The sequence below is a fragment of the Catenulispora sp. GAS73 genome, from assembly GCF_041262085.1.
Classification (GTDB): domain Bacteria; phylum Actinomycetota; class Actinomycetes; order Streptomycetales; family Catenulisporaceae; genus Catenulispora.
Genome location: NZ_JBGCCM010000007.1, coordinates 331,574 through 350,602, shown reverse-complemented (window position 1 = coordinate 350,602; position 19,029 = coordinate 331,574). Strand labels below are relative to the sequence as shown.

Sequence of the window (19,029 nt, the reverse complement as noted above, 5' to 3'; positions counted from 1 at the left end):
GGCGATGCACATCACGTTCATCGCGGGGCGCGATCTGGCCCATCCGCGCGCCGGCGGTTCGGAAATGCTCGTAGACCACCTCGCCATGGGCCTGGTCGCCCGCGGCCACCGGGTGACCCTGGTGTGCGGCGGCCGGACCGGCGAGCGCGTCTACGACGTGGTCCGCAACGGCGGCGACTTCAGCCAGTTCCTGAAGGCCCCGCTCACCGTCCGACGGCACGCGGCAAGCCACATCGACCGCCACATCGACGTCGTCGTCGAGGTCTGCAACGGCCTGCCCTACCTGGCCCCGCTGTGGTGGCGCGGCCCGGTGGTCTGCCTGGTGAACCACGTGCACGCGGATTTGTGGCCGGTCCGCTACCGTCCCCCGGTGTCGGTCGCCGGGCGCTATGCCGAGACCGTCGTGATGCCGCGTGTCCATCGAGGCAACCTCTTCGTTGCGGTGTCGCCGTCGACCGCGCGGGAGCTGGAGGGCATCGGCGTTGATCCGGATCGTATCAGGATCGTGCTCAACGGCGTGGACCGACCGGCGCACGTATTGGCCGAGTCCGGAGAGCCGCTGTTTGTGGCGTTCGGCCGCCTCGCCGATTACAAGCGACTGGACCTGTTGCTGCGCCTGTGGGATCGAGTGCGGCCGGTCACCGGCGGCCGGCTCGCCATCGCCGGCGACGGCCCGGAGCGGGAACGGCTGGAGGGTTTGGCCGGCCCCGGCGTGGAGTTCACGGGACGGCTGTCGGAGCGCGACAAGCACGCCCTGCTGTGCCGGGCCTGGCTGCTGCTGCACCCGGCGCAGATCGAGGGCTGGGGCCTGGTCATCACCGAGGCGGCGGTGCGCGCCACCCCGGCCGTGGGCTTCGACGTGCCGGGCGTGCGCGACGCGCTGAACCATGGCCGGACCGGGCTGCTCGCGGGCACCGAGGGCGGCTTCGCCTCGGCGTGGGCCACGCTGGCGCTGGACGGCCGACGGCGTCACGCCATGGGGGAGGCGGCGGCTGCCGGAGCATCGGCGCTGCCGTGGTCCTCGACGGTGTCGAACTTCGAGTCCGTGCTGGCCGAGGCGGTGGAGCGGCGCCGGCCGGTGTGACGGCGGGGGAGCGGGAGGCGGAAGCGGAGGGGGCGGGGCGCGCCGGCGTGCTTTCCCGGAGCATGCGATGCACTCGGATACGGTGCGGGCTGGAGCGAGGGTTGGGGCGCGGGCCGGGTTGGCTGCGCCGCGGCCCGGGCTGCCGGCGGCGGGGGCCGGGTCGGCTGCGACCGGGACGGGGCCGGCTGCGACGGTGCGGGAGAAGCCTCGGAGGTTCCCTGCATGACCGCGAGCGAGAGCAACGCGACGCCGAATCCGGCGAGCCGGAGCACCAGGCGTGGCAGCGTATCCGGCAGATGCTCGCCGAACACCGGTGTCCCGGCCGCGGTGACCGCGACGTTGCCGGCGACCACCTGCGCAGGCAAGAATGCCGCCGCACGGCTGCGTTGCAGCGCTATCTGCGTCATGCCGAGCATCAGCGCCCCGGCGATCCCGAACACCGCGACGTATCCGAGCAGACCGGCCGGCGAACCGTGCCGCACGAGGTACGCCGCCGTCGCCTTGGCGCTCAGCCCGCCGACCGCGTTCATCAGGCCGACGGCGACGCCGTACAGCACGCCGGTGCGAGCCGTCAGGAACACCAGCACCGAACCCGCCGCGAGACCGGCCACGACGATGGTCCATATGGCGGCGTGCTGCTGGACTCCCGCCTTGTCGGTACGCGAGTCGAAGGACAGGGCGAGCAAGGCGAAGGCCACACCGACGACGACCAGGCCCCGCCGCTCGGCCGATCGCAGCGGCTCGGCGAGCACTACCGCCGCGACGACCAGCACCAGGGCCAGCCCGACCACGAACAAAGGCTGCGCGACCGACAGCGGCAGCAACGCGAGCCCATATGTATAGAGTCCCGCGCCGAAGAGCAGCAGCACGAAACCCAGCGCCCACAACGGACGACCGAGCAGCGTGCGCGCCATCTGGAGCGGACGGCGCAGGTCCAGGGGTGGCAGCCGGTCCAGTGCGCGCTTCTCGACGATGAGGCCGGCGTTGTTGGAGATCGCCGCGCCGAGGACCGCCGTGACGCCGACGATCATGTCGCTCCCTCCGCGAGCCCGCACGGGTCGGATCGGCGCGCCGGGCCTTCGCAGGCCGGGCCTGTGCGCGCCGGGCTTGCTTGACGTGCCTGCGCCGCATCCCCGCGGCCAGATCCGCACGGCCCCGGTCCCAGCCGCCTCAAGGCGACTGAGCAGGCTTCTGCCGCACGGTGAGCGCCGCCCCGAGCGCCACCACCGCGAGCACCTGCGCGGCCGGGCCGAAAGCCCCGGCGCCGGGCGTCGGTCCGTTCCCCGTCGTCGCGACGCTGCTGACCGACGCCGGCGCCGGTCCCGGGACCGCCGCCACGGCACTGCGCGCCGGCGCCGGTCCGCTCACTGAGACCGCGGCGATGATCCCGGCGGCGGCGAAGCCCGCGAACGCCAGTACCGGCAGGATCCACGCCCGGTACCGCCCGAGCAGGAACAGCACCGGCGCGGCGATCGCGACCGGCCCCGCGACCAGCGCGAGCAGTATCGTGGCGCCGACAACCACTGTCCACGGGCCCCACGCCGCTGCCGCGTCCGACGCCCCGAGCCCGTCCCAGCGCCCGATGCCTCCGGCGAGCAACGTCAGCCCGACCAGCAGCGCCGCCACCGCGATGCCGAGCAGCAGCGTCAGCCGGTAGCCGGTGGCCGGTGTGTACGTCAGCGTGACGAGCCCGCCGGCACCGGCGGGAATCTCATAGCCCTGCTGCCACCCGTCGAGCCGCACCGGCGTCAACTGGCGTCCGTCCAGGCTCGCGGCCCAACCCTTCGCCTGGTTCTCGTGCACTTCGAGATACGCCGCGTCGCCCGGCCCGACATCCACGCTCCGGTTCTCGGCACTCCACGAGGCGATATCGACGGTACGAGGCTGCGATCCCGAGGCCGGCGTAGACGGGGCCGAGGAAAGCGTCACGTCGCTCACCGCAAGTAGCCCGCCCGACCCCGGCGCCGTGATCCGATGCGTACCCGCGCCGAACGAGACCGTCGTATTGCCAGGACACAGATGCACGCTCACAGGCGTCCGATACAGCAAGTCGCCCAGTGTGCCGGAGGCAGAGGTCGGATAGCTCTTGCCGTCGACCGAGATATCAGGACCCTGCCCGCACGGCAGCTGGAACGGCGCGTTCACGTCCGTCGCTGCCGACCGCAGGTCCGACAGCGCCGGAACGTAGATCTCCGACAGCCCCAGCGGCAGGTTCCGATCCGCCCCGGCCACCGGGTCGTAGAGCTCGACCTTGGCGATCGACGGGAACGTGATGTCCAGCTGATCCGTGCTCAGCGCCGGGAAAGTCACAGTCCCATCCGGACCGACCTGCGCGTCACGCGTCCCATCGGGGCTCGCGATGTGCACGCTCAACGGCGCCGCCGCATATCCGGCCGGACTGATCAGCGTCATCGTGGTGATACTGCGCTTCCCGTTCCACGCCATATGGACCTCCGGATGGTCGTCCCCGGCCAGCCATCCCGTCAGGTACGACCCGTCGACCAGGTTCCGCGGCCGGAACGCGGGCAGGTCCCCCAGCGACGGGCTCGCAGTGATGCTCAGGCCTGTCGGCTTGGAGACCCCGTCCAGGAAGGAGTCCAGAGACGGACCGGCGACGGACACCGCCGCCAACGTCGCGGTGAAGCCGGCCGGCGCGTCGAGCGTGAACTGCCGGTACAGTCCGGACTCCGGATCGCCGGCCGAGTACAGCGTCTGACCACTCACCTGCCGGTGGAACGACAATGTGACGTCGCGCCCCGCGGTGCTCGCGTCGTGCGGCGCCTGAATGTACCGCGTGACGTGCACGCCCGGGATGCCGAAGTCGACGATCCCGGCGCCGAACCCGCCCGGCACCCCGCCCCGCGCACCCTCGATCGTCACCCGCAGCTTCGTGGTCGGCCCCGGCGGCAGCGCCAGCGGCTGACTGTCCGGGGTCGCGGACACCGCGTCGCTGACAGAGCCCTGATCCGTGGCCACCCGCAACCGCGTGGCGACCGGCCGGAAGACGCTGTCGTCGAGCAGCTGCACGGTGATCTCGGACGACAGCGTCACCGGGTGGTCGAACGTGATCTGGACCCACTGGCCGACCGGCGTCGTCGGATCCCCCTCGGCCCACGCGGTCCCCGGATCCCCGTCGAAGGCGTTGACCGGGTCGTACTCCGGCGACTGCAACAGCCACGAACCGAAGGTCGAGGCCTGCACCGAAGCCGCCCCGTCCAGCACCGCGACGCTCTGGTGCTCGACGCCCGGGAACGGAAGGATCTGCCGCGGCGCTTTGCCCGCGCTCCCATCCTGCCGACCCGGTGGACTGGTCTCGGTGGCCGTGTACGTATAGGAAGCGTTGTCACGCGCCAGACTGAACGTCGTGTCTTCCCGCCGCAAACCATCGGTCACCAGCAGCGGGGCACCCGCCCCGAGTGGATCGGCCGCGGTCACGTCACCGCTGAGCCGCACCGCCTTGCCGTCGATCAGCCCGCTCCCCGCCGCCTGCAGCAGCGACTCCGGACCCCCGCCGGCCTGCACGGTACTCGCGACCGGGAGCATGGTCACGGGCTGCGTCGGCCGGGCGGTCGGATCGGCGGCCTGGTAGATCTCGACAGCGTAGAAGCGCTCGACGGTCGCCGCGACGCCCAGCGGCATCCCCGGCTGGATCGGCGCGGCGGGCAGCACCGGTCCGAAGTGCGCGGCCTGGACGAAGCCTGACAAGTCCAACGTCCGGTGAACCAGCACCGGCGAGACGTAGTCGAACTGGCTCTGGTCCAGGTCGGAGCGGACCACGACATACCGCACGCCGGCGCGCGCCAGATACGCCGACAGCCCTGGGATCCGTTGCGCCGAAGAGAAGGCCGTCTCCAACCCGTCGAGCATCCGTTGCCCGCCGGGGCTGCCGATCGGCGCGATGTAGCGCTGCACCCACGGCGACTGTCCCAGCGGCTCCAAAGGCTCGTCGATCGGCGAGCCCCAACTGTAGAAACCGTGCGAGGCGGCCGGTTCCAGAAGCGCGTCCGTACGAGGGCTGTTCGCCGCGAGGAAGCCGGCGGTCTGACGCCAATAGTCCGGCACGGCGGTGAATGATCCGGACTGCAGGACACGGCCGGACAGATACGGCAGTGCCGTCCCGCACAGGCCGGCCACCACGACAACACCGGCCGCGACCGATATCAGGGGGCGTACTCGCGGCACCTCGAACGAAGCGAGCAGATGTGCCGCCCCGAGCGCGAGCACCAGCCCGATCAGCGGCTCGAACTTGTAGACGTTGCGGAACGGCGCGGCCGGGCCGTCGAGCAGCCGCTGCACCGCGGCGTGGAACGGCCCTCCGAACGATCCCGCGTAGCCGGCCAGCGCGACCAGCGCCGCGACAGCCAGACAGGCCCGTAGCCACCGCGCCTCCGGCAGGTCCGACCGCGCGACCCCGGCCAGGCCGATCGCGGCCACCACCGCGGCGCCGGCGACCGCCGCCCAGGAGGCGACCATCACCCACCCGGCGACCAGGAACGGCGACCCGAAATGCAGATACGCGGTCCAGTTGCCGGCGCCGCGCAGCGCCGCCGTCGCGGACATGGTCTTGGTCGCGGTGCGCGCGGTCTCGATGTAGGGCAGGAAATTGAATCCGTAGCGACCCATGTAGAGCAGGGGAGCGAGCCACCACAGCACCGCGGCGCCGACGCACGGGATCCACCACAGGATCAGAACTCTGCGGCGCGCGCCCGAGGTGCGGGTCACCAGGAACAGGAACGGCGCGATCAACGCCAGCAGCGTGATCACCCCGTTCACCCCGCCCATGCACAGCACCGCGAACCCCGACCGCGCCGCCGCGGCCACCGGATTCCCGCCACGCGAGCCCTTGACCAGCGGCAGGATCGCCCACGGCACCAGCGCGACCGGCAGCACCGCCGCCGACGTCGAGCCGATCAGGATCGTGAACGTCGGCCACAGTCCGTAACAGAGGCCTGCGATCAAGCGGGTTCGCGGCGAGCCGATCCCCAACGCCTCGGCGAGCCGGACCAGACCCCAGAAGCCCGCGGCCACGATGAGCGACATCCACAGCCGCTCGGTGATCCAGACCGGCACGCCGACCAGCTTGGCCAGGGCGTAGAACGGCGCCATCGGGAAGGCGTAGCCGACGTACTGGTCGTCGAGTCGGCCCATCGACTCCAGCGGATTCCACAGGTGCCACAACCGGCCCAGGAAACCGGCCGGGTCGACGTCCACGCCGAGCTTGGTGTCGAAGACGATCCGTCCCGGCGCCTCGTTGAGCAGGGCGACCAGCGCGGAGGCCCAGACCGCGAGCAGCCAGCGGCGGCGGACCGCGCGGCCGCCCGGATCCGGCGCCGCCGCGCTGCCTGGCCGGGACAGGACCGTACCGCTCGCGACGCTCACCGCTGGGCTCCTCTCGTAAGGACCGCGCCTGGAGACGCTATTGTCGTGTTGACACTTCGTCAATACGCTCGCTCATATGAGCACTGCGAAACCGCACAGAACCCTGATCTGGCTCCTCGCCGCCGCGCTCGCCGGATCGGCGACCGCCTGGGGCGCCGCCGCACTGGTCGTCAAGGTCGGCGACCCGCGGCCGCAGAACCACGACGACCCGCTGTACAGCTACCAGTCCCCGCGCTGACCGAGACCGCATCGGCCGATCACCTCCAGCACGGCGTCGGCGATGGCGTCCGGGCGGTCGATCGGCATCAGGTGCGCCGAGTCCTCGATCTCGCGATGCTCGGCGCCGACGACCGACGCCAGGAGGCGCTGATGCTCCCGCCACCGCCGCACCGCCGCCGGGTCCTTGCGCGGGCCGGTCGCGGACAGGACGAACGCCGGCACCTGCGGCATCGGGTGGCCGCCACGCAGCATGCCGAGTTCGGCCGCCATGTCGTAGCAGGTGGCCCGTTCGATCATCGCCGCGGTGACCGTGGCGCCGTGGCAGAACGCGCCGTGGGTGTGCCGCGCGTCGGCGGTCTCGACGCCCCGCCGGGACTGCGTCCGCACGCCGAGTTCGCGCAGGCTGGGCCCGAGGAGCTGGCTGGCCCCGACGCGTTGCGCGATGGCGCCGCAGGTGCGCGCGATGCGCAGCTTCAGCTCGCGGTGGCGCCCGAACCGGTCCACGGGCTCGCAGGCGGACTCGGTGAGTACGAGCCCTGCGGTCAGCTCGGGATACGTCCGGGCGAACGCCTCCCCGAACAGCCCGCCGAGCGAGTGCCCGACCAGCGTGTACGGCCCCGGCAGGCCGAGCCCGCGAAGCAGGGCACGCATCCGGTACGCCTCGCGCGAGGCGGTCGGGGGCCGGGGATCCGGCGCGCTCCAGCCCAGGCCCGGCCGGTCGAAGCGGACGACGTGGCAGCGGTCGTCGAGCAGCGGCGCCACCGCGTCCCAGCTCAACCAGGCCCCGCCGAGCCCGGAGCACATGAGGACCACCGGGGCGTCGACCGGACCGGAGCGCACCACGTGCAGCACGACCCCGCCGATCCTGACGAACTCGCCCGGCGGGCGGGGCGGCCGGACCGGCTCTCGGGACACGTTCAGGACGAAACCGAGCATGGTGGGAGTGTGACGGTCTTGTTGACGAATCGTCAACAGCGTCGTACGGTTCCCACACCCGCCACCCTCGCAGTCCCTTGCGAGGCCCCTTGCGAGGACCGCACCGACCGCTCACCCGGGAGTATCCGTGCGCCGCCGACAAACCGCCAGCATCGCAGCCGCGACGGCGATCGCGGCGTTCTCCTTCACCCTCGCCCCGGTGCTGCGCTTCTGGACGCTGCCCCGGGTGCAGGTCGCGCCGCTGGACATCGACTCGACCGACGTCTCGGTGGGCACCGGCACGTATCTGGACCCCGCGACCGGCAGGGACACGGGCCCGGCGAAGATCACCATCACCCGGCACGTCGTCGGGAACGTCACCGAGGCCGAGCACACCGGCCACGCGGTCTGGGACATCGCCACCCGCACCGACACCCCGACCACGCTCACCGCGCAGGACCCCCGGCAGGCCTACAGCTTCAGCGTGGACCGCTGGGTCTTCGACCGGCACACCAACGAGCCGGTCGCCTGCTGCGGCAGCGACCCGCCGGTGGACGGCGAGGCCTACATGAAGTTTCCCTTCGACCTGGGCAAGCACGACTACGTGGTCTGGGACGCCACCGCGATGGAGGCCTACATCGCGCACTTCGACGGCACCCAGAAGGTGAACGGCCATCAGCTCTACCGCTTCGTCGGCGCGGTCCAGCCGGTCCGGATCGGCTCGCTGTCCGTGCCCGGCGGTGTCGTCGGACTCACCGGCACGGGCACCGTCGCGGCCGACGAGTACTACGCGAACCCCCGCGAGGTGACCCTCGTCGACCCGATCACCGGCGCGCCGGTGGCGGGCAGCAGCCACCTGCACATCACGCTGCGCCCGCCGGGCGGCGCCACCGACGCGGTCGTCGCCCTCGACGTCGACGTCTCCTCCGACGCCGCCACGGTCGCGACCACCTCCCGGCGCGCGGCCGACGACGACTCCCGGCTCACCCTGGTCGCCACCACCGGTCCGCTCACCTTGCTCGCCGTCGGCACGGCCGCCACGCTGACCGGCGTCGCGGTGGCGGCGGGCGGACGCCTGCGCCGACAGCGCCCGCTGCCCGATCCCGGCCCGGACCCGGATCTTGACCCGGATCCCGACCCGGACCCGGACCTCCGTCCCGACCCAGACCCCGTCGAGAGGCTCGCCACGCCATGACGATCACCACTCGGGCGCCGGCCGCCCCACCGTCGCAGCCCCCTGTCGTCGATCGCGTGGCCCGCGCCGTCGCGGCCCGCATCGCCGCCGCCGCGGCCGGCCCGCTCACCAGCGTCCTGGTCGTCGGCGCCGGCGGGCGCGCGACCGCCGAGGCCCTGCGAGAGCGGGGGAGCATCGGCGCGGTCCCCAGCGTCCTCGAACTCGCCCTGCCCTACGACAGCGGACCCCACGGCGGGCGCGAACCGCATGCGCCCGACGTGCTCGCCGACGCCTGCTGGCTGCCGCTGCCCGACGGCGCCGTGGATCTGTGCGTCTCCCGGACCCGGCTGGCCGCCGGACCGGATCCGATCGGCTATCTCGCAGAACTGATACGCGTCACGCGCCCCGGCGGACTGGTGGCCGTGCTCGGCGATCCCGACGAGACCAAGAACCTCGGCCGGCACCTGAAGACCCGCAAGGACATCGCGCGGATCCCCGGCCGGGGCTTCAACGCCCACCTGGTGCGCAGGCTCGCATGAGAATCCCCTTCACCTCCGTCGACGAGCTGGGCCGGGTCTTCGAGCGCCGGGCCGAGCCGAACACCGTGCACTTCGAGGTCCAGGTGCCGGGCCCGATCGACGCCGAACGGCTGCGTCACGCCGTCCGGGACGTCCTGGCTGTGCATCCGCTGCTGCGCGCGCGGCGCCGGGCGGCCGGGCCCACGCGCCGCTCCTGGTGGGAGATCGCCGAGCAGGCCGACCTGGACCCGGTGGAGGTCGGTACCGGGACGATCGACGCCGAACGGGAGCGGCTGTTCGCCGAACGCATCGCGCTGGAACACAGCCCACTGATACGCGTACGGCTGGTCAAAACGCCGGAGCGCGACGCCGTGATGCTCGGCGCGCACCACGCACTGTTCGACGGCGTCTCGTGTCTGCGGCTGATGCGTTCGATCGCCGCCGCCTACTCCGGGGAACCTGATCAGGTCCCGCCGATCGACCCGCTGACGATCCGCACCGCCACGCTGCCACCGCACCAGAGCCCGAATCAGGACCCACATACCGCGGTGCCCACGCGGCGATCGGCAAGGATCGCCCGCGACACTCACACGCCCGGCCCCGGCTACGGATTCGCCCTGCGCATCCTGGACACCGAGCCGACCGCCGCCCTGAACGCCGCCCGCCAGTACGGCGCCTCGGTGAACGACATGCTGCTCGCCGCGCTCTTCGAAACGGTGGCGACCTGGAACCGCCGCCACGCCACCGGCTACGGCCGCGTGACGATCACCATGCCGCTCAACGCCCGGCCGGCGCAGTACCGCGAGGAATTCCTCGGCAACCTGTCGCGGATCGTTTCGATCGGCGTCGCCGACACCGAGCGGGACGACACCAGGCAGCTGCTCGGCTCCATCGTCCGGCAGACCGCCGAAGCCAAGCGGTGCGCGAGCCCGCACGCGGCGGGCCTGGTCGGAGCCGTGCTGGGTGCCGGCCGTCTGCCGTACCCGCTGCGGCGCGCGCTGCTCGCCGCGGGCCAACTCGCCGCCGGCGGTGTCACCGACACGACGTGCCTGTCGAACATCGGGCGGATATCAGACGTCTTCTCCTTCGGCAGCGCCGCGGACCGGCTGTGGGCCTCCCCGCCGGCGCCGATGCCGCGCGGCTTGTCGGTCGGCGCCGCCACCTACCGAGGCCGTCTGCACCTGACCGTCCGCCACCGCCACGCCCTGCTCGACGCGTCCGCGGCCGAGGAGTTCGCGACCGTCCTCGTCACCCACGTGCACGACCTCGCCGCCGAGATCGCCACCCTCGCCGGAGCCACCGGAGCCCTGTCATGACGATGACCAGCCTGCGCGCCCTGTATGAGGACCCTGCGACCACGATCGCCTCGGGGCACGACCGGACGGTCCGCCAGATCGGCATGCTGACCGGGATCGTCCGCGCCGCGGGCCGGCCGTTGCGGATCCTGGACGTGGGGTGCGGCGACGGAGCCGCCACCGCGCAGGCCGCGCGGGCCTGCCCCGGCCACGAGGTGATCGGCATGGACTGGTCCGGCGAGGCCGTGAAACGGGCCGCCTCCTTCGGCCTGACCGTGGTACAGGGCTCGGTGGACTCCCCGGGCCTGCCGATCGCGGACGCGTCGGTCGATGTCGTGGTGTTCAGCGAGATCATCGAGCATCTGGTCGACACCGACGCGGCGCTCGGCGAGTTGCGCAGGGTGCTGCGACCCGGCGGGACACTGCTGCTGTCGACGCCGAACCTGGCCGCGTGGTTCAACCGGGGCCTGCTGGCGCTGGGGGTGCAGCCGCTGTTCAGTGAGGTGAGCTTGCGGGCCATCCACGGCCGGCCGGGCCGGGAGGTCGTCGGCCACCTGCATCTGTTCACGCGCCGCGCTCTGGTCAGTCTGCTGGCCGCGAACGGCTTTCGCGTGGAGCGGGTGGCCGGTGCCAGGTACCACGACGTTCCCGGCATTCTGCGGCCGCTGGACCGGTTGTTCCGGTGGCGGTCGACGACAGCCGCGATCCTGCTCGTCGCGGCGGTCAAGCCCGAGCCGATCACCGACCGCCGGTAGGCCCGCTATGCCCCTGGACCCTGCTCTGCTCGCCGTGCTCGCGTGCCCGATCGACAAGGGCCCGCTGGTGTACGTCGAGACGGAATCAGTGCTTTACAACCCTCGGTTGCGCCGTCTGTACCGCATCGAGAACGAGCTACCCATCCTGCTGCCCGACCACAGCGTCCCGGTCGGCGAGGCGGACCACGCGCGGCTGCTCCGGAGCGGGCGCTCCGGCTGACCGGTTGCGCAACCGGTCCGAAACCCTCCCGGCTTCTCGCCTCGACCTGCCGGGGCGACGGCAGGGACGAGAGCGTCGTTCGGCTCCGGGCCGGACGGCAGGCTCAATCAGCGTGCGTGCACTTCGAGGAAGGTACGCACCGCGGACTCCAGCGCGCCTTCGATCCAGGCCGGCTTGAGGCTGGTGTGCTCGCCCGCGAAGTGCACCCGGCCCTCGACCGTACGCGTGGCCGGGTGCAGTTCGTGCAGCTGGCCGGGCGTCACGACGACGGCCTCGCCGAGGGCGTAGCGGGCCCTGGCCCAGGACTGGGTGGCACCGACACCGGTGAACTCGGTGTAGACCTGCCGTCCGTAGATGCGAGCCATATCGTCCAGAGCGAGTGCGTAGCGTTCGCCGGGGGTCAGGGAGTCCCAGCGCATCGCGTCGTCCGACCAGCAGTAGGCCGCGAGCACCACGCCGCCGCGGGATCCTCGGGGCGCGTGTGAGGGGAAGTAGGTGAAGCGGCTCGGGTAGTCCGAGATGTTGCCGCCGCCGGTGAAGCCGCCGGGGCCGCGCTCCCAGAAGCGCGTCTTGAATTCGAGGAGCACCTTGGTCGCGCTGTCGTAGTGGAGTTCCTCCACCGCCCGCCGCTTGGGGTAGGACATCAGCGGCTCGAACTGGCAGAAGCGAAGGGCGCTGAAGGGGACGGCGATGATGGCGTAGTCGCCGTGGAAGGTCTCGACCGGGCCGATCGGCGCGCCGTCGCAGGAGTCCTCACTCCCTGATTCAGCGGTGGTCTCGATCGTCACTCCGCGCGCGTCCTGGACGAGCTTGGTCATCCTGCGGTTGGTGCGGATCCGGTTCTTCAGCGGGGCCGCGAGGGCGTCGGTGAGGGAAGCGGTCCCGTTCTCGAACTCCCAGTACCGGCTCGTCGGGTTGATCAGTGCGTGGTCGAACAAGGTCGGGATCAGCGAGTAGTGCAGGCGTGAGGTGAGGTTCTCCACGGTGCCGACGGCCTGCAGCCGGGCCGTGTCCCAGCCCTGGTTCTCGACGAGGTACCGCTGAGTGGAGTAGCCGTCGAAGTCACGCAGGAGCCGCGTCCAGCCGGCCAACTGCGTCGCGATCGGGGTGGTGCCGGGCACGAGCACGGGAGCGAACGCCGCGTTCGCCGCGGCCGTGGTCGTGGTGGCCAGATCCGTGCCGAACAGGCTGTTGAACGCGCTCGGATTCCGTGCGTACGCGCTCCGGGTCCTGGTCAGGCCGTTCGAGGTGATCAGGGACAGTCCGGTGGGCGGCGGCGGGCTGAACGCCGTTCCGCCCGGGCCGTTGGTCCAGGTCTCGCCGGTGAACGAGGTGTACGTCACCGGCGGGATCCGGCCGGTGGAGACCGCGCCGGGGGCGACGTCGGCGTTGTAGAACAGACGGCGGGTCAGGCCGAGCTTGTCGCCGAGCGCGAGGACGAGCGGGTGCGCGTCCGGCAGGCGCATGGCGCCGGCCTCGGCGTGCAAGTGCGGGTCGGAGAAGATGCCGCGGAAAGTCTTGATCCGCCCGCCGACCCGGTTGCCGTTCGCCTCCAGGATCACGACATCGTGCCCGGCTGCGGTGAGCAGGCGCGCGGCGGTCAGCCCTGCCGCACCGGCCCCGACGATCAGCACCCGCTTGCGGGCGGTCGGCGCGGGCATCCGGCCGTCGATCAGGATCTTGAGATAGTCGAGCTTGAGATCGCTCCGTTCGTCGTCGCTGACCAGAAGGACCTCGCGGGCCAGGTCCCGGGACGTCGCCTCGTCGCCGCCGCCGGGGTAGTCCGTCCGCGGTGCGGCTGCGGCGGCGTCGGAGGCGGGCAGGCCGAAGCCAGTGGCCACGGGCAGGCCCAGCGTGGCGGCGGCCGCACCCCCGACCAGCGCGCGCCGCGTCAGGCCGGTGCCCCCGCGCGGGTCGGCGCGTTCGGGACGCCCGGCGTTTTCGGGCAGGCCGAACTGACCCGATATCCTGTTTTTCACGGCGTTCTTCTCTCTGTTCTCTGTTAACGCAGACTGACTGCGAGGACGTACGTGCTGAAGTATCGACCCATTTCTCCACCCTGGGGTCAGTATGCGGCGGCATCGTCCATCGCAGCCATCTGCGCAACCGTAGTTTGCGATGGCGCGGCGCCTGCGGGACCGAACGCGACTCGGGGCGAAGCCGGTCGTCCCGGTCGGCTCCACCAGCCGGGCCGGCGACTCGGCGAAGTCGCTTTCGGTGATCAGTCGCGGTGACTACCCGCCGGCGTGGCCGCGTTCAGTCCCGGTAGACGGCCGGCGGCGGGGGTGGGACAGGACCGCCGAGCTGGCCGGGCCACTTCCGGTACAGGGCCGTCCAGCTGCCGTCGGCGCGCATCCGGTCCAGCACGCCGTTGACGAAGCGCACCAGGTCGACGCTGTTCGGGGCGATCCCGATGCCGTACGGCTCGGCTTCCAGGGCGGGCCCGATGACATGGGTCTGCGGGTCCTGCACCGCCAGCCCGATCAGAATGGCGTCGTCGGTCGAGATCGCGCCGACTTCTCCCTGCTCCAGCATGACCAGGCAGTCGGTGATGCCGTCCACGCCGACCGGGATGGGATGTCCGGCGGCGCGGGTTACCGTCTCCAGCGACGTCGAACCGGTCTCCGCGCACACCTTCCGGCCGCCGAGGTCGCTGAGCGACTTGTATGGCGAGTTCTTGTTCGTCAGGAGGCGCTGGGTGGCGGCGTAGTACTCGGTGGAGAAGGCGATCTGCTGCCAGCGGGCGCAGTTCTGGGTCATGGTGTCGACGACGATGTCCACCGACCCGTTGAGCAGGTCCGGGATCCGCTGTTCGGCGGTGATGGGCTTGAGCTGGACGTGCCCGGCGGCATCGCCGAAGAGCGCGGTGGCCACCGCGGTGGCGAGGTCGATTTCGAACCCTTCTATCTCGCCGTCGGCGGCGTTGAGATAACCGAACAGGTAGGTGTTCTCGTCCACGCCGACCACGAGCTTGCCCCGCGCCTGGATGCGGGCCATCGTCGATCCGGCCGGCATGGCGCCGGGCACGGGCATGGTCGCGGCCGGCCGGTAGGAGGCGACCGGGTTGCAGGCCGGCGGACTCGACCCCTGGGCGGTGGGCGGCGTCGGGCCGGCGCTGGAGACGTTCGCGGGCATGGGCGGCGACACCGGAGCGGCCGAGCCGATGACGGTCGCGCTCGCTCCGGTCGGGGTGCCGCACGCACACAGGAGCAAGGCCGCGGCAGCGATCAGCACGGTAAGTGGCGTCCATGCCGGCCGTACCGTTCGTGTCGCCCGCACAGTCCGTGCCGCCCGTACCGTCCGTGTCGTCAGCCGCGTCCGTGCCGTCGGTGGCGTCAGCTTCTCCGGCGCCATCAGGGCCGTCGGCTTGAGGCGTGTCACGGTTCTTCCTTTCTGTCGCCACCGCACCCGCGCAGGTGCCGCTATCGGTATTCGGCGAGGCGCCGGTTCAGGCCGTAGCCGGCCGCGCCGGCGGCCAGAACCGCGAGGACGATCTCGCCGGCGACCAGTCCGGACAGGTCCGCGGACGCCGCCCGGGTCTCGTCGACGAACGCGCTCTGCGTCCCGGTCATCTCCGCGTTCAGGTCGTCGGCGATGCGTGCGGCGTCGTCGGCTCCGGCGCCGAGGGCCGTCGCGACCGCGGTCCGGTAGTCGGCGGCGTCGGCGGCGGCCCGCACCCGCGTGTCCACCGCCGACCAGTCGCGCAGGCGCGTTGCGACGTCGTCCAGCTGCGCCGTCGGGGGCTTGACGCTCGCGGCCGCGCTGACGGCTGTCTTCAGCTGGGCGGTGAAGTCCTGGGTGTACGCCCCGGCGTCGGAACCGTGGGCGATGAGCGTCAGCGCCTCGTCGGCGTGCGCCTCGATGGCGCTGTCGGAGGCGGTGGCCAGCGTCCGGATGCGGGACGCCCGGTCGCTCGCGGCGGTCAGATGAGCGTTCTGATATCCGACAGCCGTGCTGGACCAGACACCGGCGACGAGCAGCGTCCCGGAAGCGAGGAGCAGCCCGGGATTCAGGCGCCGACGGAAGCGCCGCGCGAGCTGGAGTTGCGCCACGACGAGCGCCGCCAGGGCCAGGACCAGAACCACTTCCAGAGCCCGCCACGGGCGGTCGACCGCGTGCTCGGTCTCGTCGAGCGAGCCCACTTCGGCCTGGTAGGCGGCCAGTGCGTCGGGCAACAAATTGGCGCGCATGAGGGTCGACGCTTCACGCAGGTAGGCGGTTCCGATCGGCTGCGGCTCGACGGCGTCGCGGTTGTCGGTCTGAGCGGTGGCCACGAGGCCGGTGTAGACGGGTATCCGGCCCGCGATGGCCGCCAGCCGCGCCGAGACGGTGTCGTCGGTGGCGGCCGCCCGCGAGGCGGAGGCCAGGCAGGACTCAGCCTTGGCGATGTCGGCGTTGTATTCGTCGCGCAGCGGGTCGCCGACGACGCTGCCCGACAGATATGCGGACGCGGCTGTCGCGTCGGCGTCGTTCAGAGCGGTGTAGAGCTGCTGCAGATCGACGGCGAGCGGCTCGATATGCCCGGCGAAACGGTCGACATCCGACGAGCGTGCCGCGATCGCGGCGGCGCCGGTGACGCCGAACAAGGCGCACAACACCAGCGTCAGACCCATGAGCACCCTGAGGGCGCCGCGGTTTGCCCTCACGCACGCCCTCCCGGAAACGGCCGCACATCACCGGTTCACTCTTCGCACATCGCAGAACACGATGATGGCACGAAGCGGTAGTTGCTGGCGACGATCCGGGCTGTCGCCGTCGCCGACTCAGGCCTCGTCGATCCGCACCAGTGCGACGACGGCTCGACTCGCCGTCGTGATCTCGAACCGCTCACCGCGTGCCACGACGGCGTCGAGTTCCCCGAGCGCGGTCGCCGTCGCGCCCCACCGCACATCGGCGTGGCCGTCAACCACTACCGCGACCGCGACGCTCCGCACATCGTCGAGCACCACGCGGATCTCGGCGTGCACATCCGGCAGCCTGGCGAACGTCACCTCCGCCTTCGCCGCGCCGACTCGCGTCATGACGTTGAAATCGACGACGGGGCCGTTGATCAGAGCGCAGTCGGTCAGGCTGCCGCCGGAGAACGCGAGTGGTTCGAACCGATCGTCGACCCGGTGCTCGACACCGTCGATCGTCAGCAGCATGCCCGCGCCGCGAACGAGCGTGATCACGCGGTCATAGCCGTCGAACGCCGAGAACGGTCCGTCAGCGCCGATGTCCGCGAGGCTGATCCGCCAGAGGAAGTCATTGAGCGTGCCACCTGGGCCGGATACCCCGGCGGAGGCGACCTCCCTCGTCACTCCGCCGCCGTTCTTCCAAGGCGTCGCGGCGCGGTCGGCCGCCGGGAGCAGTGTCAGAGTCATCAAGATCCATACTAGCAACCCCGAACCCGCGGATTAAGCAGAGGCCTCAGCTCTCGTGGCCGCCGATAGCGTTGGCGATCTGATTTTCAGTGTTCTGGCTGATCACGGTCTTGCCGCCGAAGATCTCAACGGCGGTCACTGACGAACGCCAGCCGTTGAGCGCCGCCAGCAGGCCCGGATCGGCCGTAGTGCTGCCGGTCAGGAGCAGGGGCTCACTGGCGTTCGCAGCGAAGGCGCCTCCAGTCAAGGCGTCTGGGAAGTTGAACGCGTAGGCCACGCCGACAGCAGTCGGTGCGTGACCGGTAGTGCGTACGACGGCAGCGGCGACATCTTCGGCCGTGGCGAAACGGTCGCCGCCGGCGAGGACGTTCACCGTCCTGCCGGTGCTGCCCAGTCGTGCCGCGGCCTTGCCCGCGGCACCGCCGACGGCGTCGATCGTCTTGTGCGCGGCCAGGAATGAGGCCGTGGCCGGGTCGAGCGTCGTGCCGTTGGACAGCACGATCGGGGCGTTGCGGACCGCGCCCAGCGGGCCGGCGGCCAGCGCGTCGGGGAAGTCCAGGCCGGTCGCGACGATCGCCTCGGACGTCGGGCCGAACTGCTTGGCCACCGCCAGTGCCGTGGCGAAGCGGTCCTCGCCCGACAGGCGGACGACGTTGTAGCCGGCCTTCTTCAGTCCGGTCTGGATCGCCGGTGAGATCGCGTTGTCGCCGCCGAGTATGTAGACGCTCTTGCCCGACGCCGGTCCGCCCAGGACGCGGTCGATCTCGGCGCGCGTGGCCAGGTCGAGTGCGGCGGGTTGGGTGAGGAGCAGTGGTCCGTGGAGGTGGGCCGCGAGCGGTCCGCCTGCCAGCGCGTCCGGCGCGGCGTCGCCGCGCGCCAGGACGACTGCGTTCGCGCTCCCGTTACGCCACTGGGTTTGGGATACCTGGCGGCCGGTGGCGTAGCGGTCGGTGCCTCCGAGCCGGGTGACGGCGGTCCCGGTTCCGGTCCCAGTCCCGATGTACGGCGTGACGGCTACCGCCGGGATGCCCGACGCGGTCTCCAGCCCGGTGATCGTGTTGGTGACCGTTTTGGTCCGGGTGTCGATGACCGTGACCGCGGCGTCGCCGTGGAAGCCCGGGCAGGAGGCGTAAGCGGTTGATCCGTCGGCGCTGATGGTGATGCCGTAGGGGCTGCCGGCGGCGGTGATGCTGATGGTCCTGGTGACAGTGCCCGTTGCGGTGTCGATCACGGAGACGCTGTTGCCGAGGCTGTTGGCGACGTAGGCGGTCGAGCCGTCGGGCGTGATCGCGACGCTGGTCGGGCTCTTGCCCACGGCGATGGTGCTTTTGGTGCCGGCCGCGAAGTTGAGCACTGAGACGGTGTCGTCGCCTTGGTTGGCGACGTAGACGTCCGAACCGCCGGGGGCCACAGCGATGCCGCCCGGGTTCGAGCCGACGGCGTAGTTGGCGGTGACGGTGTTGGTCGCGGTGTTGATGACCGAGACGGTGTTGCCGCCGCCGTTGGTCACGTACGCGGTCGAACCGTCCGGGCTGATCGCGATGCCTGAGGGGGCGCTGCCGACGGTGATCTCCGCGATCTCGGTCTTGGTCGCGGTGTTGATCACCGGGACCGAGTTGCCGAAGGTGCTGGCGACGTAGGCGGTCGCGCCGTTGGGGGTCAAAGCGATCGCGTCGGCCGAGTCGGTCAGCGCGATGTTGTCGGTGATGGTGTTCGTCGCGGTGTTGATGACCGTGACGTGGCCGTCGCTCAGGGCCACGTAGGCGGTTGATCCGTCGGGGCTGACCACAGCCTGGCTGGCCGGACCGGTGTTGAACGTGGCTGCGGTGGAGTGCCTCGTCAGGTCGTAGGCGGTCACCGACGCGGTGTTGCTGTTGTCGCCCGGGATGTAGAGCATTGTGTCGCCGGATGCCGCGGAGGCCGCGCTCGCCGGCGTCACCGACGGGCCGATCGACGCGGCAAGTACGCTGAGCGATGCCACAGCGATGCCGTACTTCCTGGTGATGGTCATGGATCCCCCTGGGACGGCGAAGCGCGAGGGTTGGCATCGCCTTTGCTCGTGTACTGACTTTGGTGTGTTGGGCGTGCCGATGATATCAGCTGAGAT

At 71.4% G+C, this 19,029-nt stretch carries 15 protein-coding genes; 7 read left to right on the top strand and 8 right to left on the bottom strand.

The window, feature by feature from the left end:
- Positions 1–4: 4 nt before the first annotated feature.
- On the top strand, positions 5–1,084 hold the full coding sequence (locus ABH935_RS13445; protein WP_370378192.1) for a glycosyltransferase family 4 protein: 1,080 nt from the start codon (positions 5–7) through the stop codon (positions 1,082–1,084).
- Here ABH935_RS13445 and ABH935_RS13440 read toward each other — a convergent pair.
- Both ABH935_RS13440 and ABH935_RS13435 read right to left on the bottom strand, forming a co-directional pair.
- Entirely contained in the window at positions 970–2,115 is a 1,146-nt protein-coding gene (locus tag ABH935_RS13440) for a hypothetical protein (protein WP_370378191.1), read from the bottom strand. The two genes, ABH935_RS13445 and ABH935_RS13440, sit on opposite strands and share 115 nt — an antisense overlap.
- A 139-nt stretch (positions 2,116–2,254) precedes the next feature.
- Positions 2,255–6,463, bottom strand: coding sequence for an alpha-(1->3)-arabinofuranosyltransferase family protein (locus ABH935_RS13435; protein WP_370378190.1), 4,209 nt, complete (start codon positions 6,461–6,463; stop codon positions 2,255–2,257).
- A 76-nt stretch (positions 6,464–6,539) separates the two neighbouring features.
- Between ABH935_RS13435 and ABH935_RS13430 the strand changes: the two genes are divergently transcribed.
- Positions 6,540–6,701 (top strand): hypothetical protein, encoded by a 162-nt coding sequence (locus tag ABH935_RS13430; protein ID WP_370378189.1) that lies wholly within the window; start codon positions 6,540–6,542, stop codon positions 6,699–6,701.
- Here ABH935_RS13430 and ABH935_RS13425 read toward each other — a convergent pair.
- Positions 6,683–7,618, bottom strand: a complete 936-nt coding sequence (locus ABH935_RS13425; protein ID WP_370378188.1) for an alpha/beta fold hydrolase — start codon at positions 7,616–7,618, stop codon at positions 6,683–6,685. The two genes, ABH935_RS13430 and ABH935_RS13425, sit on opposite strands and share 19 nt — an antisense overlap.
- Before the next feature lie 127 nt (positions 7,619–7,745).
- Here ABH935_RS13425 and ABH935_RS13420 point away from each other — a divergent pair, with 127 nt between their 5' ends.
- The 5 genes from ABH935_RS13420 to ABH935_RS13400 are packed head-to-tail and all read left to right on the top strand — an operon-like array spanning position 7,746 to position 11,559.
- Positions 7,746–8,792 carry a DUF3068 domain-containing protein gene (locus ABH935_RS13420; RefSeq protein WP_370378187.1) on the top strand — a complete coding sequence of 349 codons (1,047 nt, stop codon included), beginning with the start codon at positions 7,746–7,748 and terminating at the stop codon, positions 8,790–8,792.
- Positions 8,789–9,310: a class I SAM-dependent methyltransferase gene (locus ABH935_RS13415; protein WP_370378186.1), complete on the top strand. Its 522-nt coding sequence runs from the start codon at positions 8,789–8,791 to the stop codon at positions 9,308–9,310. The genes ABH935_RS13420 and ABH935_RS13415 overlap by 4 nt, the downstream gene beginning before the upstream one ends.
- Positions 9,307–10,605 carry a condensation domain-containing protein gene (locus ABH935_RS13410; RefSeq protein ID WP_370378185.1) on the top strand — a complete coding sequence of 433 codons (1,299 nt, stop codon included), beginning with the start codon at positions 9,307–9,309 and terminating at the stop codon, positions 10,603–10,605. Before ABH935_RS13415 ends, ABH935_RS13410 begins: the two co-directional genes overlap by 4 nt.
- A complete protein-coding gene (locus ABH935_RS13405) occupies positions 10,602–11,339 on the top strand; it encodes a methyltransferase domain-containing protein (RefSeq protein ID WP_370378184.1) in 738 nt (245 codons plus the stop codon). Before ABH935_RS13410 ends, ABH935_RS13405 begins: the two co-directional genes overlap by 4 nt.
- A gap of 7 nt (positions 11,340–11,346) precedes the next feature.
- The gene (locus ABH935_RS13400) at positions 11,347–11,559 is read left to right on the top strand and encodes a Trm112 family protein (protein WP_370378183.1); all 213 of its coding nucleotides are present in this window, start codon (positions 11,347–11,349) and stop codon (positions 11,557–11,559) included.
- A gap of 107 nt (positions 11,560–11,666) precedes the next feature.
- On the opposite strand, the gene ABH935_RS13395 is transcribed toward ABH935_RS13400, so the two are convergent.
- The 5 genes from ABH935_RS13395 to ABH935_RS13375 form a co-directional block, all read right to left on the bottom strand.
- On the bottom strand, positions 11,667–13,538 hold the full coding sequence (locus ABH935_RS13395) for a flavin monoamine oxidase family protein (protein WP_370378182.1): 1,872 nt from the start codon (positions 13,536–13,538) through the stop codon (positions 11,667–11,669).
- 277 nt (positions 13,539–13,815) lie between these two features.
- Positions 13,816–14,793 (bottom strand): transporter substrate-binding domain-containing protein, encoded by a 978-nt coding sequence (locus tag ABH935_RS13390; protein WP_370378181.1) that lies wholly within the window; start codon positions 14,791–14,793, stop codon positions 13,816–13,818.
- Positions 14,794–14,981: 188 nt separating this feature from the next.
- Positions 14,982–16,205: a hypothetical protein gene (locus ABH935_RS13385; RefSeq protein ID WP_370378180.1), complete on the bottom strand. Its 1,224-nt coding sequence runs from the start codon at positions 16,203–16,205 to the stop codon at positions 14,982–14,984.
- A 117-nt stretch (positions 16,206–16,322) separates the two neighbouring features.
- Entirely contained in the window at positions 16,323–16,922 is a 600-nt protein-coding gene (locus ABH935_RS13380; protein WP_370378179.1) for a HutD family protein, read from the bottom strand.
- Between the two features lie 46 nt (positions 16,923–16,968).
- Complete coding sequence (locus ABH935_RS13375; protein WP_370378178.1) at positions 16,969–18,933, bottom strand: cell wall-binding repeat-containing protein; 1,965 nt, start codon at positions 18,931–18,933, stop codon at positions 16,969–16,971.
- Positions 18,934–19,029: the final 96 nt, after the last annotated feature.

Coding starts and splice junctions, on each gene's coding strand:
- ABH935_RS13410 (WP_370378185.1), top strand. CDS start 9,307: ATGAGAATCCCCTTCACCTCCGTCGACGAGCTGGGCCGGGTCTTCGAG.
- ABH935_RS13380 (WP_370378179.1), bottom strand. CDS start 16,922: ATGACTCTGACACTGCTCCCGGCGGCCGACCGCGCCGCGACGCCTTGG.
- ABH935_RS13425 (WP_370378188.1), bottom strand. CDS start 7,618: ATGCTCGGTTTCGTCCTGAACGTGTCCCGAGAGCCGGTCCGGCCGCCC.
- ABH935_RS13405 (WP_370378184.1), top strand. CDS start 10,602: ATGACGATGACCAGCCTGCGCGCCCTGTATGAGGACCCTGCGACCACG.
- ABH935_RS13445 (WP_370378192.1), top strand. CDS start 5: ATGCACATCACGTTCATCGCGGGGCGCGATCTGGCCCATCCGCGCGCC.
- ABH935_RS13400 (WP_370378183.1), top strand. CDS start 11,347: ATGCCCCTGGACCCTGCTCTGCTCGCCGTGCTCGCGTGCCCGATCGAC.
- ABH935_RS13415 (WP_370378186.1), top strand. CDS start 8,789: ATGACGATCACCACTCGGGCGCCGGCCGCCCCACCGTCGCAGCCCCCT.
- ABH935_RS13430 (WP_370378189.1), top strand. CDS start 6,540: ATGAGCACTGCGAAACCGCACAGAACCCTGATCTGGCTCCTCGCCGCC.
- ABH935_RS13375 (WP_370378178.1), bottom strand. CDS start 18,933: ATGACCATCACCAGGAAGTACGGCATCGCTGTGGCATCGCTCAGCGTA.
- ABH935_RS13440 (WP_370378191.1), bottom strand. CDS start 2,115: ATGATCGTCGGCGTCACGGCGGTCCTCGGCGCGGCGATCTCCAACAAC.